The organism is Methyloversatilis universalis FAM5, assembly GCF_000214035.2.
Taxonomy (GTDB): domain Bacteria; phylum Pseudomonadota; class Gammaproteobacteria; order Burkholderiales; family Rhodocyclaceae; genus Methyloversatilis; species Methyloversatilis universalis.
Map to the genome: position 1 here is coordinate 190,682 of NZ_AFHG01000052.1, position 26,475 is coordinate 217,156.

General features: G+C 64.7%; 21 protein-coding genes. 12 read left to right on the plus strand and 9 right to left on the minus strand.

The features are described from left to right. The first annotated feature begins 40 nt into the window (after positions 1-40). The 8 genes from METUNV1_RS11955 to METUNV1_RS11990 all read left to right on the plus strand — a co-directional run bounded on the left by METUNV1_RS11955 (position 41) and on the right by METUNV1_RS11990 (position 12,029). Positions 41-2,617: a CHASE2 domain-containing serine/threonine-protein kinase gene (locus METUNV1_RS11955; protein WP_008062048.1), complete on the plus strand. Its 2,577-nt coding sequence runs from the start codon at positions 41-43 to the stop codon at positions 2,615-2,617. Positions 2,618-2,648: 31 nt separating this feature from the next. Continuing rightward, positions 2,649-3,422, plus strand: coding sequence for a Stp1/IreP family PP2C-type Ser/Thr phosphatase (locus METUNV1_RS11960; protein ID WP_008062049.1), 774 nt, complete (start codon positions 2,649-2,651; stop codon positions 3,420-3,422). Between the two features lie 11 nt (positions 3,423-3,433). Then, positions 3,434-4,219, plus strand: coding sequence for an FHA domain-containing protein (locus METUNV1_RS11965; RefSeq protein WP_043359790.1), 786 nt, complete (start codon positions 3,434-3,436; stop codon positions 4,217-4,219). A gap of 108 nt (positions 4,220-4,327) precedes the next feature. After that, positions 4,328-6,565 (plus strand): CHASE2 domain-containing protein, encoded by a 2,238-nt coding sequence (locus METUNV1_RS11970; RefSeq protein WP_008062052.1) that lies wholly within the window; start codon positions 4,328-4,330, stop codon positions 6,563-6,565. Positions 6,566-6,591: 26 nt separating this feature from the next. After that, the gene (locus METUNV1_RS11975) at positions 6,592-7,359 is read left to right on the plus strand and encodes an MBL fold metallo-hydrolase (RefSeq protein ID WP_008062053.1); all 768 of its coding nucleotides are present in this window, start codon (positions 6,592-6,594) and stop codon (positions 7,357-7,359) included. A 54-nt stretch (positions 7,360-7,413) separates the two neighbouring features. Then, positions 7,414-9,789 (plus strand): GspE/PulE family protein, encoded by a 2,376-nt coding sequence (locus METUNV1_RS11980; RefSeq protein ID WP_008062054.1) that lies wholly within the window; start codon positions 7,414-7,416, stop codon positions 9,787-9,789. A gap of 11 nt (positions 9,790-9,800) precedes the next feature. Further along, complete coding sequence (locus METUNV1_RS11985; RefSeq protein ID WP_008062057.1) at positions 9,801-11,435, plus strand: HD family phosphohydrolase; 1,635 nt, start codon at positions 9,801-9,803, stop codon at positions 11,433-11,435. A gap of 189 nt (positions 11,436-11,624) precedes the next feature. Then, positions 11,625-12,029: a pilin gene (locus tag METUNV1_RS11990; RefSeq protein ID WP_008062058.1), complete on the plus strand. Its 405-nt coding sequence runs from the start codon at positions 11,625-11,627 to the stop codon at positions 12,027-12,029. Positions 12,030-12,079: 50 nt separating this feature from the next. Here METUNV1_RS11990 and METUNV1_RS11995 read toward each other — a convergent pair whose 3' ends face one another. From METUNV1_RS11995 to METUNV1_RS12015, 5 genes are all read right to left on the minus strand, one after another. Then, positions 12,080-13,702, minus strand: a complete 1,623-nt coding sequence (locus METUNV1_RS11995) for a tetratricopeptide repeat protein (protein ID WP_008062059.1) — start codon at positions 13,700-13,702, stop codon at positions 12,080-12,082. A gap of 97 nt (positions 13,703-13,799) precedes the next feature. Next, complete coding sequence (locus tag METUNV1_RS12000; RefSeq protein WP_008062060.1) at positions 13,800-14,261, minus strand: SixA phosphatase family protein; 462 nt, start codon at positions 14,259-14,261, stop codon at positions 13,800-13,802. A gap of 74 nt (positions 14,262-14,335) precedes the next feature. Beyond that, positions 14,336-15,823, minus strand: a complete 1,488-nt coding sequence (locus METUNV1_RS12005; protein WP_008062061.1) for a CYTH and CHAD domain-containing protein — start codon at positions 15,821-15,823, stop codon at positions 14,336-14,338. 161 nt (positions 15,824-15,984) lie between these two features. Beyond that, positions 15,985-16,470, minus strand: a complete 486-nt coding sequence (moaC, locus tag METUNV1_RS12010; RefSeq protein WP_008062062.1) for a cyclic pyranopterin monophosphate synthase MoaC — start codon at positions 16,468-16,470, stop codon at positions 15,985-15,987. Further along, positions 16,467-16,937, minus strand: coding sequence for a response regulator (locus METUNV1_RS12015; protein WP_008062063.1), 471 nt, complete (start codon positions 16,935-16,937; stop codon positions 16,467-16,469). Before METUNV1_RS12015 ends, moaC begins: the two co-directional genes overlap by 4 nt. Before the next feature lie 168 nt (positions 16,938-17,105). Between METUNV1_RS12015 and METUNV1_RS12020 the strand changes: the two genes are divergently transcribed. The 3 genes from METUNV1_RS12020 (at position 17,106) to METUNV1_RS12030 (ending at position 19,611) form a co-directional block, all read left to right on the plus strand. Then, the gene (locus tag METUNV1_RS12020) at positions 17,106-18,581 is read left to right on the plus strand and encodes a M48 family metalloprotease (RefSeq protein WP_008062064.1); all 1,476 of its coding nucleotides are present in this window, start codon (positions 17,106-17,108) and stop codon (positions 18,579-18,581) included. 65 nt (positions 18,582-18,646) lie between these two features. Next, positions 18,647-18,874 (plus strand): sulfurtransferase TusA family protein, encoded by a 228-nt coding sequence (locus tag METUNV1_RS12025; protein WP_008062065.1) that lies wholly within the window; start codon positions 18,647-18,649, stop codon positions 18,872-18,874. Between the two features lie 35 nt (positions 18,875-18,909). After that, positions 18,910-19,611 carry a glutathione S-transferase family protein gene (locus METUNV1_RS12030; protein ID WP_008062066.1) on the plus strand — a complete coding sequence of 234 codons (702 nt, stop codon included), beginning with the start codon at positions 18,910-18,912 and terminating at the stop codon, positions 19,609-19,611. A gap of 90 nt (positions 19,612-19,701) precedes the next feature. On the opposite strand, the gene METUNV1_RS12035 is transcribed toward METUNV1_RS12030, so the two are convergent. The 4 genes from METUNV1_RS12035 to METUNV1_RS12050 are packed head-to-tail and all read right to left on the minus strand — an operon-like array spanning position 19,702 to position 25,265. Beyond that, on the minus strand, positions 19,702-22,644 hold the full coding sequence (locus METUNV1_RS12035; protein ID WP_008062067.1) for a valine--tRNA ligase: 2,943 nt from the start codon (positions 22,642-22,644) through the stop codon (positions 19,702-19,704). A 29-nt stretch (positions 22,645-22,673) separates the two neighbouring features. Then, positions 22,674-23,348 carry a hypothetical protein gene (locus METUNV1_RS12040; protein WP_008062068.1) on the minus strand — a complete coding sequence of 225 codons (675 nt, stop codon included), beginning with the start codon at positions 23,346-23,348 and terminating at the stop codon, positions 22,674-22,676. Further along, positions 23,345-23,764: a DNA polymerase III subunit chi gene (locus METUNV1_RS12045; RefSeq protein WP_008062069.1), complete on the minus strand. Its 420-nt coding sequence runs from the start codon at positions 23,762-23,764 to the stop codon at positions 23,345-23,347. The genes METUNV1_RS12040 and METUNV1_RS12045 overlap by 4 nt, the downstream gene beginning before the upstream one ends. 7 nt (positions 23,765-23,771) lie before the next feature. Next, positions 23,772-25,265, minus strand: a complete 1,494-nt coding sequence (locus METUNV1_RS12050; RefSeq protein WP_008062070.1) for a leucyl aminopeptidase — start codon at positions 25,263-25,265, stop codon at positions 23,772-23,774. A gap of 126 nt (positions 25,266-25,391) precedes the next feature. On the opposite strand from METUNV1_RS12050, the gene lptF reads away from it, so the two are divergent. After that, positions 25,392-26,474 carry an LPS export ABC transporter permease LptF gene (gene lptF, locus METUNV1_RS12055; protein WP_008062078.1) on the plus strand — a complete coding sequence of 361 codons (1,083 nt, stop codon included), beginning with the start codon at positions 25,392-25,394 and terminating at the stop codon, positions 26,472-26,474. The last annotated feature ends 1 nt before the right edge of the window (position 26,475 follow it).

Consider the following 26,475-nt stretch of genomic DNA (forward strand, 5'->3'; position numbering starts at 1 on the left):
CGCCATCCCCTCGGGCGAGGACGCCAAGCATTTGCGGGGGGTGAGCGTGACCAAGGCCGCTATCTGGAAGACCGACTGGTTTCTTGGCGCCGCCATCAGCCTCCTTTTCCTGTTTTCCGCGCAGTCCGACCTGATCCAGAGTCTGGAGCGTAAGGCGTACGACGTCGGGGTCGGCGCCACCCAGCGCAGCCCCAGTTCACGCATCGCCATCATTGCGATCGACCAGCAGAGCATCGACAACATCGGTCGCTGGCCCTGGTCGCGCGATGTGCATGCGCGCATGATCGACCGGCTGGCGCAGGCACAGGCCAAGGTGGTCGGCACCACCATTTTCTTCGCCGAACCGCAGATCGATCCGGGGCTGGCCTACATCAACAAGCTGCTGGCGATCGAAAGCCAGACCCGCGCTGCAGCGGTCGACGGTGAGACGCAGCCGTCCCCGCCGGGCGAAGCGCTGCAGGCATTCTCCGCGGTGCTGCACGAGGCGGAAAACGCGCTGAACACCGACCGGCTGCTGGCAGCCAGCATCGGCAAGGCCGGCAACGTGGCGCTGCCCATGCTGTTCCAGGATGGCGAACCCCAGGGTCGGCCGGACCGACCGCTGCCGGATTTCGTGCGCGCGATGGCGCTGAAGAACGTGGCCGGCACCGAGCCGTTGCCGCCGCTGACGCTGGACGTCGCGGCCGGCGTGATCGAGCCGCTGGGCAAGGTGGCGGCGGCGGTTGGTCACCTCAATCCGTCGATCGACCGCGACGGCGGCCTGCGGGTACAGCCGCTGGTGATGACGCACTTCGACCAGTTCTATCCGTCGCTGCCGCTGCTGATCGCGGCGAAGAGCCTCAATCTGGGCGTGGACGATATCCGCGTGAAGCTGGGCGAATCGGTGTCGCTGGGCCGGCTCAACATCGCCACCGACCCCGGTCTGGGCATGTACAGCTTCTACTACCGCGGCGAGGGCGGGAAGCCGGCTTTCCCGGTCGATTCCTTCTTCGACGTCATGAGCGGCAAGATTCCGCTCGACAAGTATCGCGACAAGATCGTGCTGATCGGCCAGACCGCGCCCGGCATCGGCAATTTCTATGCGACGCCGGTATCGCCGGCCATGTCCTCGGTCGAGGTGATGGCACACGGGCTGTCCAGCATCCTGCAGGAGCATTTCTTCGTGTCGCCGTCGTGGGGGTGGGCCGCCGAGTTCAGCATCTTCCTGCTGGTCGCGCTCTACCTCATCGTGCTGCTGCCGCGGCTGAAAGCCGGTCTCGGCGCTGCCGTCACCGCCGGCCTGTTCGTCGCGCTGCTGGCAGCCCATTTCGTGCTGATGACCGGTCAGCTGATGTGGTTGCAGCTGATGCTGCCGGCCACGCTGCTGCTGGTCGGTCACCTGCTGCTGACCACCAAGCGCTTCCTGGTGACCGAGCGCGGCAAGGTGAAATCGGACGAACAGTCCGCCGAATCCAACCGCATGCTGGCGCTGGCGTTCCAGGGTCAGGGCCAGCTCGACATGGCCTGGGACAAGTTCCGTCTTGTGCCGCTGTCCGACGCCGTGATGGAAAACCTGTACAACCTTGCGCTCGATTTCGAGCGCAAGCGTCAGTTCAACAAGGCGGAAACCGTGTTCCGCCACATGGCCGAGTTCAATCCGAAGTTCAAGGATCTGGAAACCCGGGTCAAGCGCGCGAAAGCCATGTCGGAAACCGTCATGCTGGGTGGCGCCGGGGCGGGGCGCACCAACGCCAGCATCCTGGAGGACGGCACGGTCGAGAAGCCGATGCTGGGGCGTTACCAGGTCGAGAAGGAACTGGGCAAGGGCGCCATGGGCGTGGTCTACCTGGGCCGCGATCCGAAGATCAACCGCGTGGTCGCAATCAAGACCATGGCGCTGTCGCAGGAATTTGACGAGGAAGAACTGGCGGACGTGAAGGAGCGCTTCTTCCGCGAGGCTGAAACCGCCGGCCGGCTCAACCATCCTCACATCGTCACCATCTTCGATGCGGGCGAGGAGCACGATCTCGCCTACATCGCGATGGAGTTCCTGAAGGGCCGCGACCTGGTGCCGCAGACCAAGCCGGGCCACCTGCTGCCGCTGCCCAGGGTGATGGACATCGTTGCCCGGGTCGCCGAGGCACTGGCCTACGCCCACGGCAACAACGTGGTGCATCGCGACGTGAAGCCGGCCAACATCATGTACGAAGCCGAGTCGGATCAGGTGAAGGTGACCGACTTCGGCATCGCCCGCATCACCGACTCGTCGCGCACCAAGACCGGCATGGTGCTGGGTACGCCGTCCTACATGTCGCCGGAGCAGCTGGCCGGCAAGAAGATAGACGGGCGCTCCGACCTGTTCTCGCTGGGCGTGATGCTGTTCCAGCTGGTGTGCGGCAAGCTGCCGTTCGAAGGCGATTCGATGGCACAGCTCATGTTCCGCATCGCCAATGAGCCGCACCCGGACATCCGCGACCTGCGGCCGGACGTGCCGGACTGCCTGTCCGCCATCATCGATCGCGCGCTGGCCAAGGACGTGGAGGCGCGCTACCAGTCCGGCAACGACATGGCGGCCGATCTGCGCGCCTGCGCCGGCTCCCTTTCACAATCCCTCTCCCAGGTCGATTTCAGCCTCTGACATGACTCCGGATCTCAGCCCCGCTCTTCAGATGGTCAGCCGTACCGACCCGGGCATGGTACGCACCCACAACGAGGACGCGGTCGCCGTCCAGCCCGCGCTTGGCCTGGCCATACTGGCCGACGGCATGGGTGGCTACAACGCTGGCGAAGTCGCCAGCGGCATGGCGACCGCAGTCATCGGTACCGAGCTCGAACAGGGTCTGCGCGAAGGCCGCCGCAACGTATCCGAACTGCTGGAGGCGGTGATCGGCCACGCCAACGAATCGATCTACCGCGCAGCGGAGAGCCAGCCCCAGTACGCGGGTATGGGCACCACGCTGGTGATGGCCGCCTTCCACGATGACCATGTATCTGTCGCGCATATCGGCGACTCCCGCATGTACCGGCTGCGCGGCGGTGTTTTCGAGTGTGTCACCCGCGATCACTCGCTGTTGCAGGAGCAAATCGACAGCGGCATGATTACGGAGGAAGAGGCGCGTCGTTCCCAGAACAAGAATCTGGTCACCCGCGCGCTTGGCGTCGATCCGGTGGTGGAACCGGAAATCCATACCTATGCAGTCGAACCCGGCGATGTCTATCTGTTCTGTTCGGACGGTCTGAACGACATGGTCGAGAGCGACGACATCGCGCTCACCCTGCAGGCCCTGTCCGCCAATCTGGATCTTGCCGCAGAACAGCTGGTGCAGATGGCCAACGACAATGGCGGGCGCGACAACGTTTCGGTAATCCTGGTCAAGGTATTGCAGCCCTTTCCTGCCGCGCCCCGCGGCTGGCTGGCGCGTCTGCTCGCATGGTTGAAGTGAAGGACTGGAAAATGGCAAAACTCATACTCAGCATGGATGGTCTGGTCCTCAAGGAGCTGCCGCTCGCGAAGGAGCGCACGACCATCGGCCGCAAGCCGCACAACGACATCCAGATCGACAATCTCGCGATCAGCGGCGAACACGCGGTGATCGTGACCATCCTCAACGATTCCTTCCTCGAGGATCTGAACAGCACCAACGGCACCTATGTGAACGGCCAGCCGATCAAGAAGCACTTCCTGCAGAACAACGACGTGGTCGAACTGGGCAAGTACCGCCTGAAGTACATCAACGAAACGCCGGTGCAGGCACAGTCTCCGGATTTCGAGAAGACCATGGTTCTGCGGCCCGACATGATGCGCAAGCCTCCGGCCGAAGCGCCGACCGCGCCGCCGGTGGTGCCGGTGCGCGCGCCGACCGAAACCCAGGCCGGTTTCCGCGCATCGGTGCCTGCCGGTACTTCGATGGGCGGCGCGATTCCGCCGGCCCCGGTGTCTGCGCCCGCCCCTGCTCCGGCCGCCGCACCGCCGAGTCAAATTGGCGCCATCCAGATCCTGAACGGCGCCAATGCCGGCCGCGAACTGGAACTGACCAAGACCCTGACCACGCTCGGCAAGCCCGGCCTTCAGGTCGCGGTGATCACCCGCCGTCCGCAGGGCTATTTCATCACCCACGTCGAAGGCGCCAGTTTCCCCATCGTCAATGGCAGCCAGCTTGATGCCCAGGCCCATCCGCTGAGCGATCACGACGTGATCGAGATTGCCGGCGTGAAGATGGAGTTCTTCCTGAAGCGCTGACGGCTTCCAACCCTTTCCGCCCATGCCGCGGCTCCTGAAGCCCTGCGCCGCCGGACCCGCTACGGGCCGGCTGCGCATTGACGGTTCCGCGCGCCGGGGAGGCCGACGGTGAATTCACATCTGCTGCGTTACGGCCTCGGCCTGGTACTGATGGCCGTGCTGCTCGGCCATGCCGCCCGGCTCTACCAGTTGCCGGTGCTGGGCAATCTGGATCACATCGCCTACGACACCAAGCTGCACCTGACCATGCCGCGGGTGCGTGACGAGCGGGTGGTCATTCTCGACATCGACGAGCGCTCGCTGGCCGAGATCGGCCGCTGGCCCTGGGGACGTGAGCGGCTGGCCGGTCTGATGGACACCCTGTTCGACCACTACGGCGTGATGCTGCTCGGCGTGGACGTGGTGTTCGCGGAGCCGGATACCAGTTCCGGCCTCGCCACGCTGGACGCGCTGGCCAAGGGGCCGCTCGCCGGCGACGCCGGTTTCCGCGCTGCGCTCGACGAACTGCGCCCGAAGCTCGATTACGACAGTCTTTTCGCGACCTCGCTGGACAAGCGGCCGGTTCTGCTGGGTTACTACTTCAGCGACCGCAGTGACGGCCAGAGCAGTGGCGCACTGCCGGATCCAGTGCTGCCGGCCGGTACCTTCCGCGGCCGCAACATCGCCTTCGCCAGCTTCAACAGCTTCGGCGCCAATCTTCCGCGCTTCCAGTCGGCGGCCATGGGCGCCGGCCATTTCAATCCGATGCCGGATTTCGACGGTCTCAACCGCCGGGTGCCGATGCTGGTCGAACACAAGGGCGCCTATTACGAATCGCTGTCGCTGGCCATCGTGCGCACCCTTCTGGGCAGTCCGCGGCTGGTGCCGGGCTATGCGGAAGGCGGCTTCTTCGGCGTGTCCGCACGCGATTACGGTGGTCTCGAATGGCTGGAACTGCCGTCCGCGCGGGGGACGCTGCGCATTCCGGTCGATGAGAACGTGGCCGCGCTGATTCCCTACCGGGGTCCGCAGGGCAGTTTCGCCTATTACTCGCTGGCCGACGTGCTGGCCGGCAAGACACCGGTCGAGGCGCTGAAGGGCAAGGTGGCGCTGCTCGGTACCACCGCACCGGGCCTGCTCGATCTGCGGGCGACGCCGGTCGGCAGCACCTACCCGGGGGTGGAAATCCACGCCAATCTGATCGCCGGCATGCTCGATGGCCGGATCAAGCACCGGCCGCAGTACGTGACCGGCTTCGACGTGGTCGTGCTGCTGCTGGTCGGCGGTCTGCTGCTCTGGCTGCTGCCCCGGCTGTCGCCGCTCAACGCCACGCTGCTGTCCGGCGGCACGCTGGTGCTGCTGGTAGGCATGAACTTCGCGTTCTGGCAGTACGCGGATTTCGTGCTGCCGGTGGCGGCCGGCCTGCTGCTGGTGGTCGGCCTCTACGCGCTGAACATGTCCTACGGCTATTTCTTCGAATCGCGCTCCAAGCGCCAGTTCGCCCGCATGTTCGGACAGTACGTACCGCCCGAACTGGTCGAGGAAATGAGCCGCAACCCGGAGAACTACAGCATGGACGGCCGCAACGCGGAACTGACCATCCTGTTTTCAGACATCCGGGGCTTCACCAGCATTTCGGAAGGGCTGGAACCGAAGGAATTGACCCAGCTCATGAACGAATACCTGGGCGCAATGACTTTCGTCATTCAGGATCAGCGTGGAACGCTCGACAAGTACATCGGCGACGCCATCATGGCGTTCTGGGGTGCGCCGGTGAGCGACACCGATCACGCCAGTCACGGTGTGGTGGCGGCGCTGAAGATGCAGGCCCGGCTGGAAGAACTGAACCGCTCGCTGACCGCGCGTGGCTGGCCCGAACTGAAGATCGGCATCGGTCTGAACACCGGCACGGTCACCGTGGGCGACATGGGGTCGCCGGTACGCAAAGCCTATACTGTGATGGGCGACGCGGTGAATCTGGCTTCGCGGCTGGAGGGGCTGACCAAGCAGTATGGTGTTGGCATACTGGTGGGTGACGATACCCGGCGCGCCACCAAGGGCGTCGTGTTCCGGGAAATCGACCGTGTCCGGGTGAAGGGCAAGGACGAGCCGGTGTCCATCCACGAGCCGCTGGCGCTGGAGGCGGAATTCGACCGCGGCCGGGTCGAGGAGCTGAAGCTCTGGAACCAGGCTTTGCGGCAGTTCAGGGCGCAGGAGTGGGATCAGGCAGAACTGACTCTGTTCAATCTGCAACGGCTGGCACCGGACTGTCTGCTCTACAGTGCGTACGCGGAACAGATCGGTTATTACCGTCGTTCTCCGCCGGGCAGGGACTGGGACGGTGTGAGAGCCTTCGAAACGAAGTGATCAGGGACTGAGGTACGGGAACACAGATGAGGATACGGGTACTCGGCTGCAGCGGCGGCATCGGTGGGTCGCATCTGCGCACCACCTCGCTGCTTGTCGACGACGACATCCTGATCGACGCCGGTACCGGTGTCGGCGACCTGTCGATCGCCGAACTGGCCCGCATCGACCATGTGTTCGTGACTCACAGTCATCTCGATCACATCGCCTGTCTGCCGCTGATGATCGATACCGTGGGCGAACTGCGGACGCGTCCGCTCACGGTGTGGACCTCCGCCCCCACGCTCGAGGTGCTGCGCCGGCACATCTTCAACTGGTCGATCTGGCCGGACTTCACCGAAATTCCGTCGGTCGAGCGGCCTTTCATGTGTTTCCGCGAACTGCGGGTCGGCGACGAGATCGACATGGGCAACCGCGCGATCCGCGTGCTGCCGGCCCAGCACACGGTGCCGGCGGTCGGTTACGCGGTGCGCGGCCCGGGCGGTACGCTGGCCTTCTCCGGCGATACGACGGTGTGCGACGAATTCTGGGATGCGGTCAATGCGTTGCCGGATCTGCGTCACCTGATCATCGAAACCGCCTTCCCGGACCGTGATCGTCAGCTCGCGGTGATGTCCCGCCACCTGTGTCCCGACATGCTCGCCGGTGAGCTGGAGAAGCTGCGCCATGAGGCCGATATCTACATCACCCATCTGAAGCCGAGCCAGATGGACATCACCATGCGCGAGATCGCCGAAACGCTGGGCTCGCGCAGCCCGCGCATGTTGCGCAACAATCATGTATTCGATTTCTGACCGGTACACGCGCGACTGCGCGGCCCGGTCGGTCGGCAGTAACGGGGTGACGGAATGAGTGCAGTGGTGCCGCCGGCCAGCGATCTGGGCGCGATGAGCGATGTGTCGAGCCGGCTGGCGTTCTTCAAGAACCTGCAGGGCGTGACTACCAAGATTCACGCCACCACCAATATCGATGAAATCATGCTTGAACTGTCGCAGGAAATTTCTGCGCTGTTCAACGCCGACCGCCTCACGATCTACGTGATGGGCGAAGACCGGTCCACCATCGTGTCCAAGGTGAAGACCGGCCTCAATTCCTTCAAGGATCTGCGCCTGCCGCTGACCGAGCAGTCGATCGCCGGTTTCGTGGGCATGAGCCGCAAGCTGCTCAACCTGCGTGATGTGTACGACGAGGCCGAGCTGAAGTCACATTCGGCCAGCCTGAAATTCCTCGACGGCGTGGACAAGAAGACGGGCTATCGCACCAAGCAGATGCTGGTCGCGCCGATTCTCGATCCGGAAAAGAAGGATCTGCTGGGCGTGGTCCAGCTGATCAACAACAAGTCCGGCCAGCCCTTCTCCGCGTTGGCGGAAGAAGGCCTGCAGAGCATGGCGCATACGCTGGCCGTCGCTTTCCAGCAGCGCAACAAGCCGGCGCACGTGGTGAAGTCGAAGTACGACTACCTGGTGGTCGATGGCGTGATGTCGGCGCAGGAGTTCGATCTGGCCTCGCGTGCGGCGCGTCGCAAGGGTGTCGATATCGAGGATGTGCTGGCGCGGGACTTCCAGGTGAAGCAGCCGGCCATCGGCGCATCGCTGTCAAAGTTCTTCGGCGTGACCTACGAGCCGTTCAAGCCGGAGCGGGTCAAGCCCTTCGACCTGATCAAGAATCTCAAGCGCGAGTACCTCGAGGAACAGCAGTGGGTGCCGGTCGAAGAGGGCGCCGAAGGCATCGTGATCGCCGCGCTCGATCCGGAAAAGGTGAAGGGTTCGCGCGTCGTCAACAACATCTTCCCGAAGTCGAAACTGCTGTACCGGGTCACCACCACGCGCGAGTTCGTGCAGACGCTGGACCAGTTCTACGGTAGCACGATGGACGACACCAGCGTCGGCGACCTGCTGTCCGACATGCTGGGGGAGGAAGACGAGGCCATCGACAGCGGCGGCGATGATGTCACCGCTGCGGCCGACAACGAACTGGTGCGCCTGGTCAACAAGATCATCATCGATGCCTACCAGCAGGGTGCGTCCGACATCCACATCGAACCGCGGCCGGGCAAGGACAAGACCCAGATCCGCTTCCGCAAGGACGGCTCGCTGCACCCGTACATCGAAGTGCCGGCCAGCTATCGCAGCTCGCTGGTCACCCGGCTGAAGATCATGTGCGATCTCGACATTTCCGAGCGTCGCAAGCCGCAGGACGGCAAGATCAAGTTCCGCAAGTTCGGTCCGCTGGACATTGAACTGCGGGTGGCCACCATTCCTTCCGCCGGCGGCGTCGAGGACGTGGTGATGCGTATCCTCGCCGCCGGCGAGCCGATCCCGATCGACAAGCTGGGCGTGCTGCCGCACAACCTGTCGCGGCTGAAGGAGGCGGTCGGCAAGCCCTATGGCCTGTTCTTCGTGTGCGGTCCGACCGGCTCCGGCAAGACCACCACGCTGCACTCCATCCTCAGCTACATCAACACGCCGGAAACCAAGATCTGGACTGCCGAGGATCCGGTCGAAATCACCCAGAAGGGTCTGCGCCAGGTCCAGATCAACAAGAAGGCAGGCCTTGATTTTGCGGCCATCATGCGTGCCTTCCTGCGGGCCGATCCGGACGTGATCATGGTCGGCGAAATGCGTGACAAGGAAACGGTGGCCATCGGCATCGAGGCATCGCTGACCGGTCACCTGGTGTTCTCGACGCTGCACACCAACAGCGCGCCGGAATCCATCATCCGCCTGCTCGACATGGGCATGGACCCCTTCAACTTCGCCGATGCGCTGCTTGGCATCCTCGCCCAGCGTCTGGCCAAGAGGCTGTGCCCGAGCTGCAAGGAGGCCTACCACCCGGAAGCGGCGGAAATGAAGCACTTTCTCGACGAGTACTGCGAGGAGCTGCGCAACACCACCGACTTCAAGGTGGATGCCGAAGGCGCGATGGACCGCATCTTCAAGGCCTGGGCGAAGGCCTACGCCGACGACAAGGGCCGTTTCACGCTGTACCGGCCCAAGGGCTGCGCCGAGTGCAGCAACACCGGCTACCGTGGCCGGCTCGGTCTGCACGAACTGATGATCGGTACCGACCGCGTTAAGAAGAACATCCAGGAGCGTGAGCGTGTCGCCACACTGCTGGCCACCGCGCTGGAAGAGGGCATGCGCACTCTCAAGATGGACGGCATGGAGAAGGTGCTGTCCGGCGTGACCGACATGAAGCAGGTTCGCGCGGTCTGCATCAAGTAGGCCGCCGCCGCATGGACAAGCTCCAGGATCTGCTGCGCCGGCTCGAGGATCTCAACGAGATCGGCGCAGCGCTGTCCAACGAGCGCAATATCGACGCCCTGCTCGAAAAGATCCTGCTCGCCGCCAAGGCGATCACCCATGCCGACGGTGGCACGCTTTACCGCACCGACGACAGCGGGACCCATCTCCGTTTCGAAATCATGCGCACCGATTCGATCGGCATCGCGATGGGCGGGACCAGCGGCAAGCGCATCGTGTTTCCGCCGCTGCCGCTGCACCTCGCCGATGGCGCACCCAATCTGTCCATGGTGGCGGCCTACGCCGCACTGAAGCGGCAGACGGTCAACATTGCCGACGCCTACACCGCGGAAGGTTTCGATTTTTCCGGCACCCGCGCGTTCGATGCCCGTACCGGCTATCGATCGACCAGCTTCCTCACTGTGCCCATGATGAATCACGAGGGCAGGGTGATTGGGGTGCTGCAGCTGATCAATGCACTGGACCCGGTGACCGGCGCCGTCGGCGTGTTTTCAGACTCGGACCGCAAGCTGGCTGAATCACTGGCCTCCCAGGCGGCCATCGCGCTGACCAATCGGCTGCTGGTGAGCCAGCTCGAAGCGCTGTTCGAATCCTTCATCACGCTGATCAACAACGCGATCGACGAAAAGTCGCCCTATACCGGTGGCCACTGCCAGCGCGTACCCACGCTCACCATGATGCTGGCCGAGGCAGTTAACGACACCACCGAAGGGCCGCTGGCCGACTTCACGATGTCAGACGCCGACCGCTACGAACTCAAGATCGCCGGCCTGCTGCACGACTGCGGCAAGGTGACCACGCCGGTGCATGTGGTCGACAAGGCCACCAAGCTGCAGACCATTTTCGATCGCATCGCGCTGGTCGACACCCGCTTCGAACTGATCCGTCGCGACGTGGAGCTGTCCGCGCTGCGCAGCCGCGTGTCCGCAGGTCCGGATGCGTCGCCGGTGGTGCTCGCGCAGATCGAGCGCCACGGCGAGGACAGGCTGCGGGAGCTGGATGCTGATCGCGCCTTCCTGCACCACGCCAACATCGGCTCCGAGCGCATGAACGACGCCGACGTTGAGCGGGTGCATGCGATCGCGCGCCGCTGGTCATGGTCCGACACGCTGGGCCAGACCCATGCCTGCCTGAGCGACGACGAGATCGAGAACCTTACGATACGCGCCGGCACGCTGACAGGCGCCGAGCGGGAAGTCATCAACAACCACATCGTATCGACGATACGGATGCTGGAATCGCTGCCCTGGCCGCGTCATCTGTCCAACGTGCCCGAGTACGCGGGTGGCCATCATGAACGCATGGATGGCAAGGGCTACCCGCGGGGGCTGACCCGCGACCAGATGAGCGTGCAGGCGCGCGTGATGGGCATTGCTGACATCTTCGAGGCGCTCACCGCCAAGGACAGGCCGTACAAGCGGCCGATGAAGCTGTCGGAAGCGCTGCACATCCTCGGCAAGTTCCGCCTCAACGGTCACATCGACCCGGATCTGTTCGACGTGTTCGTGCGCAAGCAGGTCTATCTGCGCTACGCCGAAACCTTCCTCGATCCGGAACAGATCGATATGGTCGATCTGTCCGCCATCCCCGGCTACCTCGCGAACTGACGTTTTTCGTCACTTTCTGTCGTTGCCTGTCACGACGCGGGCATGTGTGACGAAAGGTGTCCTGACCGCATTTTCCGGCAAGTCATTGAATTCGCGGAAAACGTAAAATTCTGCTAAAGCTGGCACCTACCTTGCTCGATAACACCCTGAGCGCATCGGCGCCCGTATCGTTCAACACAGGAGAGAGTAATGAAAAAGGTTCAGCAAGGTTTCACCCTGATCGAACTGATGATCGTGGTCGCAATCATCGGCATTCTGGCGGCGATCGCGCTGCCGCAGTATCAGCAGTACACGACCAAGGCAAAATTCGCAGACGTCATCAGTCAGACTGAGTCCTACAAGACGGCCGTGGCGCTCTGCTCGCAGGAAAACGCTGGCGTGCTGACCAATTGCAACGCCGGTTCGAACGGTATCCCCGCGGTTCCGGCCGCAAATGCCAACCTCGCGAGCATGACGGTTGCTGCTGGTGTCATTACGAGCACCGCGACGTCGACCGCAGGTGGTTACACCTACATTTCCACCCCGTCTGTTGATGGTGGTGTGCTGAAGTGGACCACGTCCGGCACCTGCCTGGCGGCGAACGTCTGCAAGTAACCCTCGATGGATGAAAAAGCCGCTCCTCGGAGCGGCTTTTTTTATTGTATTCAAGGAGATGTGCAGCTTCTGACCCAGCCGAGTGCGCACGCCGCTGCGTCTTCCAGGCGTGCGTTCGACGTGTCCTCCTTACCTCGCAGCGCGGCCGCTTTGCCGGCTCTGTATTTTCCTTCGTTCGGGTCGAGTCTGGCCGCTGATTCAAAGTCCTCGATTGCCTGATCGAAAGCCTTCATCCCGAGGTGGGCTGCACCTCTGTCGCTATAGACCGCTGTGTATTCAGGCGCGAGAGAGAGTGCCTTGTTGAAGTCTTCGATTGCATTGGGAATGAAGCCCTCTCGCATCAGCGACAGTCCCCGGTTGTGATAGATACGCGCCAGACCAGCCGGAGTGCGCTCATCGGCTCCTTGTTGCTCGGCTAGAGACGCAGCTTCATCCCAGATGTAGAACGTATGAGAGAAGGTGTTGAGCTTGTTGATGGAAAACAAACCGAGGGCACAGCAGCCGATGACGCCCAGGGCTATGCACATGCGTCGTTCGAGCTTGAGCAGTCCGAGCGCAGCCAGGGCGAAAAGAGCCGGCATCCACAGATAGCTTCGATAAAGCACGAATATCTCCTGCACACGAACCGTGGCGATCTCCGTGGAAAACATGACCCAAGGAGTGAGCAGCGCGATACCGATGGCGAAACGCCGTCGGTACTTGAGCCACGCCATCACTATCGCGACCGGATATGCGAAAAACGCAAGGCTGCGCAACCAGGTCGTTGCCGGCACCGGGAGAGCGGCGAAAGGCTCACGCATATCGATCGACATCCACGAGCCGTTTGGAACAATCCAAAGTATCAAGTACTTGAAGAAGAGCCCTGACTGAGTCAGAACGCTCAACGGGAAGATCAGCGGACTGTCAGTACTCGCTGCGGATTCGGGGCTTACAGTACCCGCGACCATCGGCTCATACGCATGTCCGATGACTTTGGCCATGCTCAGTACAAGCATCAGCGACACGACTGCCTGACTCAGAAGAGCGGCGATGATTTCCCGCTGGCTTGGGCAAGGCCGCTGCATGCCATCGCCGCGAACTCCAATCCAGAGTAGCGCCGCGATGATTGGTGCCATGACGACATGCTCCTTCGAAAGGGCGGCCAACATAAACAGCGGGGTGGCCAACCACAACGCTGTTCTGGAGCCGTTGATCCCTTTCCAGAACGCAACCCAGCTCAGCAAGCAGAAAAACGTGGCCATCAGGATGGTGCGCTGAATCAGATAGCCAGCCCCGTAAACTGCTGCTGGGTGAAGAACGAACAACAGGGCCGCAATTGCAGCAGCCAATTCAACACTGGGTCCGTTCTCTCGTCTTGTACGCACCGTCGAGAGAAGACAGAGAATGAACGCATAGAGGGCAACGCCAGTGCCGGCGTGCAGGATCATGTTGCCGATCCGTTGCGGATAGATTTCCGTGCCGATCAGCGTGAATGTCAGTCCGTGCGAGTAGTACGCCAGCCAGCGCGGTGCGAACGAAAATCCCTTCGCCACATAACTTTCGGGATTTCCAGCCATGAAGAAGTATTCGTCATCGAACACCAGCGGGTTGTCGAGGTAGGGCGCGTAGAGTCCTGCCGCTGCGAGAACGATCAGCGCTGGAAAAAGCCATCTCTTGATCACGGAATGGGTCATGGAGCTTCCTTCTTCTCGATACTTGTAGGGCGCATTCGCATGTTCATCGCGATGATTATTGTCGATGGGGTCCGGTCATCGACCATCCATCGCTGGCTCAAGACGAGGTCAGAAGATCTGCGCCGAGGCATGCCCGCAAGACGGTCTGCGTCTCGCCATCCCGTACGCGATTCGTGAACCACCACACAGCCCCCTTCTTCACCGTCCACTCTGCCTCCTGCCCCGACAGCAGCAGTGCGGCGACCCGCCCCAGCGTCGGCTGATGCCCCACCACCAGAACCGCGCCGCTACATGTCGGCCACTCGGTGGCGGCGATGAGGTCGGCCACCGATGCATCGGTGCTGAGCAGGCGTGAGGTTTCGAACTCCAGCCCGAGTGCCTGGACAGTCTGCTGACAGCGCGTCGCGGGGCTGGCCAGGATGCGGGTTTGTCGGGGCAGCCGGGGCTTGAGCCAGGCCGCCATCTGGCGTGCCTGCTTCTCGCCGCGCGACGACAGTTTGCGGCTGGCATCCGGCACGGTATCGAGCGCTTCGGCGTGGCGCCACAGAATCAGGTCCATGCAATGTCTCCTCGTGTTCTTCGGCGCGGCAGTGTCATGAACTGCAGTGACAGGGGCGTGACGCCCTGCGTGGCTCAGCGCGGGGCCGGCAGATGTGACAGCGCGCGCAGCAGACACGGTGCCCGATCAACGACCGTGCGGTAACGTGGCATGTGATGCGCGGCGATGCGCGACACGGCAGACAGCAGCACCTCGCTGTTGCCGGCCGCTGCCAGCAGTCGCGGACCGGCCTGGCTCAGATCGTTGAGGAATCCGAGGGATTCCTGTGCCTCCGAAAGCGTGTCCAGGGTCTGGCGGGTGCGTTCGGCGTCCAGCAGCGGCAGGAAGAATTCGATCGCGTAGCGCAGCCGCTTCACGTCGATGCGCAGCGCATGCAATGTGTCGATGTCGCCGCCCCGCGCGCGATGGGCTGCGCGGATCATGCGGCGGTGCGCACTGGCGAGGCGCTTGCGGGCAAGCTTGCGCAGCGACGGCGCGTGATCGATGTCCGGTTGCTGCAGCAGCGACAGCAGCGCGATCATGAGTCGTGCCTGGCGGCCGTCCTGCAGCGCAGCCAGCACGCGGTCGCGACGGGCCGCCCGCGCGCTGCGCAAGGTACGCTCCAGATCCAGCAGCGCGACATCCGGTGCGCTGGCGATGACCGGCGCCAGCAGTTCTGTCTGCAGCACGTCGCGGTCGCGCAGTTCGCCGAGTTCGCTGGCCAGAGCGCGCAGGTGCATGGCGAGCGTTTCGGCGGCTGCGGTCGGCAGGGCGGGCGCAAACACGCGCAGCGCGCTGCGCAGGCGGCGCAGCGCGACCCGCATCTGATGGATGAATTCGGGGGCGTCCGAATGTAGCGCGCCGTGTTCGTTGGCCTGATAGTGGGCGATGCAGTCCAGCGCGACCGCCCGGAAGGCGGCCGCCGCAGAGCCGTCCGGATCGATGGGCGAACGCCCGGCGCGTACCGGCACCGGTTCTGCGCCGGCCATCAGGTCGTAGCCGCGCTGCGCCTTGCTGCGTGACTCCGCACGCAGCGGCAGGGTTTCGGCCAGCCGGCCAGCCAGTTCGAGCAGCGCCTCCACCGGCGCGCCGGCCAGTTCGAGCTCGATCTCCGAGATGGTTTCCCGCCGGCCTCCGGCCAGAATGTGGCCGCGGTCCGCCATCAGCAGCAGTTCGCCGCCGCCGACGCTGAAGCGCCATTCGCGGCGTTCAAAGTCGGTGTCGAACACCGCGCTCAGTGCGCCGCGGTCGCGCAGCGCTTCCAGTTCGCTACGCAGTGCGACGTCTTCGATCCGGGAGAAATCGAAATGTCCGGAAAAGGGCTGTTCCCACTCCGGACGCGATGACAGGCCGGCCCGCGCCGAACTGGCGCATTTGACCGTCTGCAGCCATTGACGACCGGCGCGGCGCAGACGCAGCGCGACGCGCTGGCGACGCAGGGCCAGGTCGACGGTATCGAAATAGAGATTGCGCAGCGTCTGCGTATGGGGCGGTTCTGCCGCCTCACGCAGCGCCGGGTGGCGCGAGAGGGATCGCCAGCCCTGTTCGGCCAGCGCCAGCTTGAGTTCTATTTCCTGGGCCATCGTTTCGGCGGGAGAGCGGAGCGGGCCTCCGCAACCGGCCGGATGGTAGACCGAAAGCGGTCGTGTTCGTCACCGTGCACTGCGACAGACATGCGCGGAGCCGTCAGGGCGGCGCTGCCGGGGCCCTGCAGGCCTGGCCCGCAGGCGCCGCCTGAGCTGGATCATTCCGCGGTCCAGTGGCCGGACTTGCCGCCGGCCTTTTCCAGCAGGTGTATGCCGTCGATGCGCATGCCGCGATCGACCGCCTTGCACATGTCGTAGATGGTGAGCAGCGCCACGCTGACCGCGGTCAGCGCCTCCATCTCGACTCCGGTCTGGCCGGTGGTCCGGGCGGTGACTTCGCAGTCCACCCGGTTGTTCGCCTCATCCAGCGAGAAGTCGACGCTCACCTTGGTCAGTGCGATCGGGTGGCACAGCGGGATCAGGTCCGAGGTGCGTTTCGACGCCTGTATGCCGGCAATGCGCGCCACGCCCAGCACGTCGCCCTTTTTCGCGTTGCCGTCGCGCACCAGCGCGAACGTCGCCGGCAGCATGGTGATCGAGCCGGCTGCGCGGGCGACGCGCGCGGTGTGTGCCTTGTCACCGACGTCCACCATGTGGGCCTGGCCCTGGGCGTCGAAGTGGGTGAGGGGATTGTCTGCGCTCATCGAACCATTGCTGAAGGGTGGGGGGGCGGAATGTTCAGTTCCAGCCAGTAGCGGGCCAGCAGCGTCAGGGTTTCGGAAAAGCTCACGAAATCGAGCGACTTACGTACGAAGCTGTTGGCGCCCAGCTGGGCGGCCAGTTTCACGTCACGCTGCTGGCTCGACGCCGACACGATGACCACCGGCAGTACATGGGTCTGCGCTTCGGCGCGGATCTGCCTGAGCACCTCCAGACCGTCGATGCGGGGCAGCGTCAGGTCGAGCATGACCAGTGCCGGCTGATAGCGGGTATCGCGACCGGCATAGACGCCGCGGCCGAACAGGTAGTCCAGGCCTTCCTCGCCGGAGGCCACCACCTGTATCTGGTCCGCTGGCACGATGGCCCGCAGCGCGGTGGTGATCAGCTTGACGTCTTCGGGAACGTCTTCAATCAGCAGCAGGGCGTGCGAACCAACCGGAATGGACGACATCGGAGGCGTGGAGATGGGTAACGTTGGGGGCCGGCCTTCTGTGCAGCGCTGTGATGCGGCGTGTCCGCGCGACGATACCTGTCGTCACATCTGCTTACCCGTCGTGCGCGCCGCCTTTCACCTGCGACCGAACGATCGTTCACGCCTGCCGGCTATCATAGCATTGCCATGACCTTCTTCCCCTCTGCCGGACGGTCCCGCCGCGCCCTGCGACTGCGCGCGGCGCTCGCGATCGTGCTGATGATGCCGCCGGTGCTGCCGGCCAACAACCTGCCCGATCTGGGCGACGTGGCGCAGGCCGATCTGCCGCCTTCGCTGGAAAGGCGCATCGGCGAATCGCTGTGGCGCGAAACCCGCGTACGCGAGCGCAGCTACATCAACGATCCGGAAATCAACGGCTATCTGAACCAGCTGGCGGACCGGCTGATCGCCAAGCTGCCGGATTCGCGCCAGGATTTCGAACTGTTCGCGCTGCGCGACCCGACGCTGAACGCCTTCGCCTGGCCCGGTGGCTTCATCGGCGTGCATTCCGGGCTCATCGTTGCGGCGCAGAGCGAATCGGAACTGGCCTCGGTGATCGCACACGAAATTTCGCACGTGACCCAGCGCCACATCGCGCGGCTCTACTCGAAGCGCGGCGAAATGAGCGTGATCGCCATCGCCTCGCTCATCATCGCGGCGCTGGCGGCGCGTGGCAACGGACAGGCGGCGCAGGCGGCGGTGGTCGGCGGCCAGGCTGCCACCGTGGCCAGCCAGCTCGCCTACACCCGTGATTTCGAGCGAGAGGCCGACCGCATCGGCATCCAGATGCTGGATGGCGCAGGTTTTGACACCCGCGGCATGGCGGCTTTCTTCGAGCGCATGCAGCGCTCGGTCCGCTTCTACGAATCGAATTCGCCGGCCTATCTGCGCACCCATCCGCTGACCACCGAGCGGATCGCCGACGCCTCCGCCCGCATCCAGGAAACCGCCTACCGCCAGGTGCCGGACAGCATCGATTTCCTGCTGGTGCGTGCCAAGCTGCGCGCCTACGACGGCGAGGCACGCGAAGCCTTCGCCGAGTTCGAGACCCGGCTGCGCGACGTGCAGGGCGCTGCCCGCATCGCGGCACGCTTCGGCCTCGCGCACGCCGCGCTGCGCAAGCGCGATTTCGTCCGCGCGCAGAAGGAAGTCGACGGGCTGCGCGCCGACGGGTTTTCATCGCCCATGCTGGACAATCTCGCAGGCCGCATCAGCCTCGACGCCGGCCGCCCCGCGGAAGCGGTGAGCCGTTTCAAGGAAGGGCTGCAGCGCAGCGGCCTGCGGCCCCGTGCCATCGTGTATGGCCTGATCGAGGCGCTGATCGCCGACAACCGCCCGGAAGAGGCACTCGCGGTCGCGACCGACGAAATCAGTCTCACTACCCAGGACCCGCAGCTCTACCAGTACCAGGCCCGCACCAGCGCGCTGCTCGGCAAGCGGCTGGCCCAGCATCGCGCACAGGCCGAGGCCTATGTGCTGAACGGCCAGTATCAGGCGGCGATCGAACAGCTGGAACTGGCCCAGCGGGCGGCCGACGGCGATTTCTATCAGCAGTCGGCGGTCGATGCGCGGCTGCGCGAGCTGCGTGAGCGGCTGGCCGAGCAGCGCCGTGACGGACTGTGAGCGTGGCGGCGTTGCGCAGCAGCGGTGGCTGCAGGTATAAACGGCGCTCCGCACTGGAGTGAATCATGGAATTCGACAAGGAACTCGACGCCCGCGGGCTCAACTGCCCGCTGCCCATCCTGCGTACCAAGAAGGCGCTGTCCGAACTGAGCAGCGGTCAGGTGCTGCGCGTGGTGGCGACCGACCCGGGCGCGGTGCGCGATTTCGAGGCCTTTACCCGTCAGACCGGCCACACGCTGCTCGAGGCCACCGAGGCGGACAAGGAATTCGTGTTCCTGCTGCGCCGCAAGTAAGCGGCCACCCCTCACCTCTACCGGGAGACTGCAACATGATCAGGCTGTTCCAGTTTCCCCCGGCGATGGGGCTGCCCAACGCAAGCGGTTTCTGCCTCAAGCTCGAAACCTGGCTGCGCATGGCGGGCCTGCCGTACGAAAACGTCTACACGATGAATCTGGGGCGGGCGCCCAAGGGCAAGCTGCCTTTCATCATTGACGACGGCACGACCCTGGCCGACAGCAGCTTCATCATCGATCACCTGACGAAGCGCCACGGCGTGACGCTGGACGATCATCTCGATAGAGGCGAGCGTGCGCAGTCGCTGCTGCTGCAGCGCACGCTGGAAGAGCACGCCTACTGGTGCGTGCTGTACTTCCGCTGGGCGGACGACCGCTTCTGGCCGGCCACGCACGAGGCCTTTTTCGCCGGCATGGGCGCGCCCTACAAGTGGTTCGTGCCAAAGCTGGCCCGCCAGGGCATGGTGAAGCAGGTGAAGGCGGCCGGCATCGGCCGCCATTCGGCGGACGAGATCACTGCGCTGGGCATGCGCGACATCGACGCCATCGCCACCGTGCTGGGCGACAAGCCCTTCCTGTTCGGCGAACCGTCCAGCGTCGATGCCAGTGCCTACGGCATGCTGGCCAACGTGGTGTTCGTCGATCTCGACCTGCCGTTCAAGACGCTGATCGAGCGTGACTATCCGTCCCTCGTCCGCTACTGCGAGCGGATGAGGGACGTTTACTGGAGGAGCTAGTGGCTAGGATGTAGGGGCTAGAAAAGTTTCCGGGCGGCTTCGCCGCCCGCAATCCGCTAGCCCCAAATCCCTAGCCCCCAGCCCCTCGCGTCACCCCAACCGCCCCAGCTGTTCTTCCAGCTTCGCCAGCAGGTCGCCGAAGTCGGCCAGGCGCTTGCGCTCCTGATCGACCACCGCGGCGGGCGCGCGGCCGACGAAGCTTTCGTTGCCCAGCTTGCCCTCGCACTTGGCGATTTCGCCCTTCACCCGCGCGACTTCCTTGCCCACGCGCTCGCGCTCGGCGGCGACGTCGATCTCGATCTTGAGCATCAGGCGGAAGTCACCCACCACCTGCACCGGGGCCGGCGAATCCGGCAGTGCATCGCCGACCGCCTGTACTTCGCTGAGCTTGGCCAGCGCAGCCAGGTAGGGCGCGTAGCCGCGCACCGCCTCGGTCTTGCCGGCGGCCAGCAGAGGTACCTTGGTGGCCGGCGAAATGCCCATTTCGCCACGCAGGCTGCGGCAGGCATCCACCATGGTCTTCAGCTCGGCCACCCAGGCGTCTGCGGTGGCGTCGATGCGGCTGAGGTTGGCCTGCGGATAGCGCACCAGCTGGATCGACTCGCCTTCCTTGCGATCGGCCAGCGGCGCGACGGTCTGCCACAGCTCTTCGGTGATGAAGGGAATGAGCGGGTGCGCCAGACGCAGCACCGTTTCCAGCACGCGCAGCAGAGTGCGGCGGGTGGCGCGCTGCTGGGCCGGCGTGCCGTTCTGGATCTGCACCTTGGCCAGTTCGAGGTACCAGTCGCAGTACTCGTCCCAGACGAAGCGGTAGATCGCCTGCGCCACCAGATCGAAGCGGTAGTCGCCGAACTGCTTCTCGACCTCGGCTTCAACGCGCTGCAGTTCGCTGACGATCCAAAGATCAGGCGCCTGGAAGTGCAGCGGGCCGTCCGGGCCGCAGTCGTCATTGCACGGCGCCATGCCGCAGTCCTGACCTTCGCAGTTCATCAGCACGAAGCGGGTCGCGTTCCACAGCTTGTTGCAGAAGTTGCGGTAGCCCTCGCAGCGCTGCATGTCGAACTTGATGTCGCGGCCCGGGCTGGCGAGCGAGGCGAAGGTGAAGCGCAGCGCGTCGGTACCGAAGGCGGGAATTCCGTCCGGGAATTCCTTGCGGGTGCGCCTCTCGATCTGCTCCGCCTGCTTCGGATTCATCAGGCCGGTGGTGCGCTTCTTCACCAGATCGTCGAGCGCGATGCCGTCGATCAGATCGATCGGGTCCAGCACATTGCCCTTGGACTTCGACATCTTCTGGCCTTCCGCGTCGCGGATCAGGCCGTGCACATAGACGTCGCGGAACGGAATCTTCCCGGTGATGTGCGTGGTCATCATGACCATGCGCGCCACCCAGAAGAAGATGATGTCGAAGCCGGTCACCAGCACGGAGGAGGGCAGGTAGAGGTCGAGCGCCGGGTTGCTCTTCTCCGGGTTGCCCGGCTCCCAGTCCGGCGTCCAGTCCAGCGTCGAGAAAGGCCACAGCGCCGACGAATACCAGGTGTCGAGCACGTCCTCGTCGCGCTTGAGCAGCGGCAGGTTTTCCTTGATCGCGTAGTTGCGGCCGACCTCCGGCAGCGTGTCGCCGGACATTTCGCGCGCCATCGCGGTGGCGATCGCCAGGCGCTTCAGGTCGGGGTTGGTCTTCGCAAGATGTTCGAAGTAGCGCTGGTAGGCCTCGGCTTCCGAGTGCGCGACGAACACATTGCCCTGGTCGTCGTACCAGGCCGGAATCTGGTGGCCCCACCACAGCTGGCGCGAGATGCACCAGTCCTGGATGTTGTTCAGCCACTGGTTGTAGGTATTCACCCAGTTTTCCGGGTGGAAGCGGATTTCGCCGCTGGCCACCACGTCGAGCGCCTTCTGCGTGATGCTTTTGCCGTCCGGGCCCGGCTTGCTCATGGCGACGAACCACTGGTCGGTCAGCATGGGCTCGATCACCGCATTGGTGCGGTCACCGCGCGGCACCTTGAGCGTGTGCTTGTCGGTCTTTTCCAGCAGACCGGCGGCTTCGAGGTCGGCCACGATAGCCTTGCGTGCGGCGAAGCGGTCCAGACCTCGGTACTTTTCCGGCGCGTTGTCGTTGATCTTCGCATCCAGCGTCAGGATGGAAATCATGGCCAGGCCATGGCGCTGGCCGACCGCGTAGTCGTTGAAGTCGTGCGCCGGGGTGACCTTCACCACGCCGGTACCGAATTCGCGGTCGACGTAGGCGTCGGCGATGACCAGGATCTCCCGGTCGGTCAGCGGCAGCTTCACCGTCTTGCCGATCAGCGCGCTGTAGCGCTCGTCCTCCGGATGCACCATGACCGCGACGTCGCCGAGCATGGTTTCCGGACGTGTCGTGGCGACGGTCAGGGAACCGGAGCCGTCGGCCAGCGGGTAGCGGATATGCCACAGCGAGCCGGCTTCTTCCTCCTGTACCACTTCGAGGTCGGACACCGCGGTGCCCAGCACCGGATCCCAGTTCACCAGGCGCTTGCCGCGATAGATCAGGCCTTCCTGGTGCAGGCGGACGAAGGTTTCAGTGACGATCTTCGACAGGCCTTCGTCCATCGTGAAACGCTCGCGCGTCCAGTCGGGCGAGGTGCCGAGGCGGCGCATCTGGCGGGTGATGGTGGAGCCGGAGTACTCCTTCCACTCCCACACCTTCTTCACGAATTCCTCGCGGCCGAGATCGTGGCGCGACACGCCCTTCGCGTCGAGCTGGCGTTCGACCACGATCTGGGTCGCGATGCCCGCGTGGTCGGTGCCCGGCTGCCACAGCGTGTTGTCGCCGCGCATCCGGTGGTAGCGGGTGAGCGCATCCATCAGGGTCTGGTTGAAACCGTGACCCATGTGCAGCGTGCCGGTGACATTCGGCGGCGGCAGCAGGATGCAGAAGTTGGGCTTGTTCGGGGTGTCGGTGTCCAGGCCGGCAGCGAAATAGCCGCGCGATTCCCACTCGGGGTACCAGCGGCGTTCGATGTCGGCCGGTTCGAAGCTCTTGGCCAGCGTCATGACGGGTCTGCGTGGATGCAAACCCGCGATTATAGAGGCTGGTCGGGCTGGTCCGAAGGCGGGTTCGTGGCGTGCAGCACAGCCTGGCTGCGCTTTTCGATCTCGGCGGCGATCTGTTCACGCAGATCCAGCGTGGCCTGACTGCGGATGCGGCCTGCGGCGCTCTCGAGCGCGGCGCCCAGTGCCGCCTCAAAGGCGGCCTGCATTTCGATGCTCACCAGTGCCGGCAGCGTGCTCGCGCACCATTCGTCGATGCGCAGCTGCACCTGCGAGGGCAGATCGGCGAACTCCCGGTCGAGCGCATCCGAAGCGCGCAGCAGGAGGTTCTCGCTCACCTCGCTGCCGACCGAACGGCTCACCTGCTCGGTGACCTGCGCACTCACCTCCGCGCGGACCCGCTCGGTGACTTCGGCCGTGACTTCGGCGGTGACGCGTTCGGTCACTTCAGCCGTCACCCGCTCGGTCACCTCGGCGGTCACCTGTTCGGTCACGTCCCGGGTGACCCGCTCAGTGACCTCGGCGGTGACTGCCGCGGTGATTTCGGCCGTGCGGTCTTCCGGCTCGGGGGCGAGCGTTTCGAGGTCGACCGCCTCGGTGAGCAGCGGAATGCCGTCGTCGACCACCGCCGGCGCGACCCGGCCGGCGACGAAGCTGCGACCGCGCCGCATCAGCGAATCCGCGCGGCCAATCAGGTCCTCACTCATGCTTCAGCCTTTCGTGTCTGCATGTCGAAGCCGCGCTCCCGGTAGCGCATGAAGCGCGCCCGGGCCGCGTCGCGGTCCGCCGGGTCGCGGCTCACGATCTCGACGATGTGTTCGCGCTGTTCGAAGCCGGCGGGCACCGACTGCGCCATGTTCAGCACGATGGCGTCCGCGGGCGCGGCGGCCGGGTCATGGCCGATGCGCACCGGTGTGGCCTCGCTCAGCCGGTGGCCGTCGCGTACGTGCGGAACGAAGGCCAGCGGCTCGAATACCCACAGCATCTGGTCCAGCCGTGCGGCCAGCGGCTCGCTGTCGCAATGAATCCAGACGCGACGCCCGTCCCGGTACCACTGTGCCACCAGCGTGCAGGCGTGGCGCAGCTTGTCCTGGGCGTCGTGATGGAATTCGGCGACCGCCATGCCCGCCTCAGAGCTTGCCGGCGCGTTCGAGCAGGAAGTGGGTCAGCAGCGGCACGGGACGGCCGGTGCCGCCCTTGTCCTTGCCGCTCTTCCATGCGGTACCGGCGATGTCCAGGTGCGCCCACTTGTACTTCTTCGTGAAGCGCGCGAGGAAGCAGGCGGCGGTGATCGAACCCGCCGGCCGGCCGCCGATATTGCCCATGTCGGCGAAGTTGCTCTTCAGCTGTTCCTGATAGTCGTCCCAGATCGGCAGGCGCCAGGCGCGGTCCCACGATGCCTGGCCGGCGGCCAGCAGTTCATCGGCCAGCGCGTCGTCGTTGGCCATCAGGCCGCTGGTGATGTGGCCCAGCGCGATGATGCAGGCGCCGGTCAGCGTGGCGATATCGACCACGCAGGCCGGGTCGTAGCGCTCGGCGTACGTCAGCGCGTCGCACAGGATGAGCCGGCCTTCGGCGTCGGTGTTCAGGATTTCGATGGTCTGGCCGGACATCGACTTCACGACATCGCCCGGCCGGGTGGCGGCGCCGCCCGGCATGTTCTCGGTGGTCGGGATGAGACCGACCACGTTCAGCGACAGCTTCATCGCGGCCAGCGCCTGGAAGGTGCCGAGCACGCTGGCGGCGCCGCACATGTCGTACTTCATTTCGTCCATGCCTTCGCCCGGCTTCAGCGAAATGCCGCCAGTGTCGAAGGTGATGCCCTTGCCCACCAGCACCACTGGCGCGTCATTCTTCTTGCCGCCGCGGTACTCCATCACGATGAACTTCGGCGGCTGGCGCGAGCCATCGGACACCGAAAGGAACGAGCCCATGCCCAGCTTTTCCAGTTCGGGGCGGTCCAGCACGGTGACCTTGATGTCGCCGCGCTTGCCCAGCTCCAGCGCCTGTTCGGCCAGATAGGTGGGCGTGCAGATGTTGGGCGGCAGATTGCCCAGCGTGCGCGTGAGCGACATGCCGTGGCCAATGGCTTCGCCCTGTTTCAGCGCTTCGGCCGCGGCTGAGGCGCTGCCCTTCTTCGGCACCGTGAAGCCGAGGGCGGCCAGCGCACGGCTGGGGTCCTTCGTTTCGCCGACCGGCGAGGCGTAGCGATAGAGCACGTCCAGCGCGACGATGGCCGACTGGCGCAGTGCGCCAGCGCCGCCCAGCTTGCGCGGGGCCTGTTCGGCCAGCGTGATCACCGCGTCAGCAGCGCCGGTATCGCGCAGGGCGCGGACGCTGGCGGCAACCGCGTCGCGGAATTCCTTCAGGCCGAAATCCTTTTCCTTGCCCAGGCCGACCAGCAGGATGCGGTCCGCCGCCACGCCCGGCAGCTTGTGCAGCAGCAGCGTGCTGCCGGCCTTGCCCTCCAGGTCGCCGCTGGCGAGCACTTCGGTGATGCGGCCCTTGCTGGCGGCATCGAGGGCCGCTGCGGCGGCACCCGGCTTGCGTGACTCGAATACGCCCACGACCAGGGCGCCGGTACGCAGCTTTTCGGGGCTGCCGCTCTTTATGCTAAATTCCACCCGCTTCTCCTCTATCAGTACGCGCTGAGTCAGTCGCGCCGATTATCGGCTCGACGCTGCGCGCGAGTCAAAAAAGAACGGCCTGACGCGCCATTGCGCGAAGGCGTTCCGCACGGAGCCCCAGGCTTGATCTTCCAGCGCGCCGCCCTGCGCGAATTCGCCAGTACCGCACTGACTGTTTTCGTCGCGCTGTTCGCCATCGTGCTGTCCACCCAGCTGGTGCGCCTGCTCGGACAGGCGGCCGGCGGAAAAGTGGCGTCCGAAGCGGTCATGGCGCTGCTCGGCTTCGGCGCACTGCGCTACCTGGGCGTGATCCTGTCGCTCACGCTGTTCATTTCGGTGCTGCTGGCAATGTCGCGCACCTGGCGCGATTCCGAAATGGTGGTGTGGTTCGCCACCGGCCTGCCGCTGTCGGCGTGGGTGCGTCCGGTGGTGCTGTTCGCGCTGCCCATGGTGGTGGCGGTGGCGGTGCTGTCGCTCTATCTGTCGCCCTGGTCGCAGGTAAAAAGCGCTGAGTTCCGCACCCGCATGAGCAACCGCGACGACGTGGCGCAGATGTCGCCCGGCAGTTTCCGCGAATCGTCCCAGGCCAACCGCGTGTTTTTCGTCGAGAGCGGGGACGGCAGTGACGGTGCCGTCAAGAACATCTTCGTCAGTTCGAGCGACAAGGGGCGCGTGGGCGTGACGGTCGCTGCGGACGGCTATACCCAGACGCTGGCCAGCGGCGACCGCTTCGTCGTGCTGCTGCACGGACGTCGTTATGAAGGTCTGCCCGGCACACCGGAATTCCGGGTGATGGAATTCGAACGTTACGCGGTGCGGATAGAAACCAAGGAATCCCAGGGCGCGGAAGAGCGGCCCAATGTGCTCACGGTGCAGGAACTGCTGGCCGATCCGTCGCCGCCCAATATGGGTGAGCTGGCCTTCCGCATTGGCCTGCCGATCGCCGCGCTCAACCTGGCGCTGCTCGCCATTCCGCTTTCCTTCGTGAATCCGCGGGCCGGTCGGGCCAACAATCTGCTGATGGCGCTGCTCATCTACCTCGTGTACTCGAATCTGCTGAGCGTGACCCAGGCCATGGTGGCGCAGGGCAAGCTGTCGTTCGGCATGGTCATGTGGACGCTGCACGGCGGCATGTTCCTGCTGCTGTCGGCGATGTTCGCGTGGCGCATGTACGGCCATCTGCCGCGTGCATTGCGGAGCCGCTGAC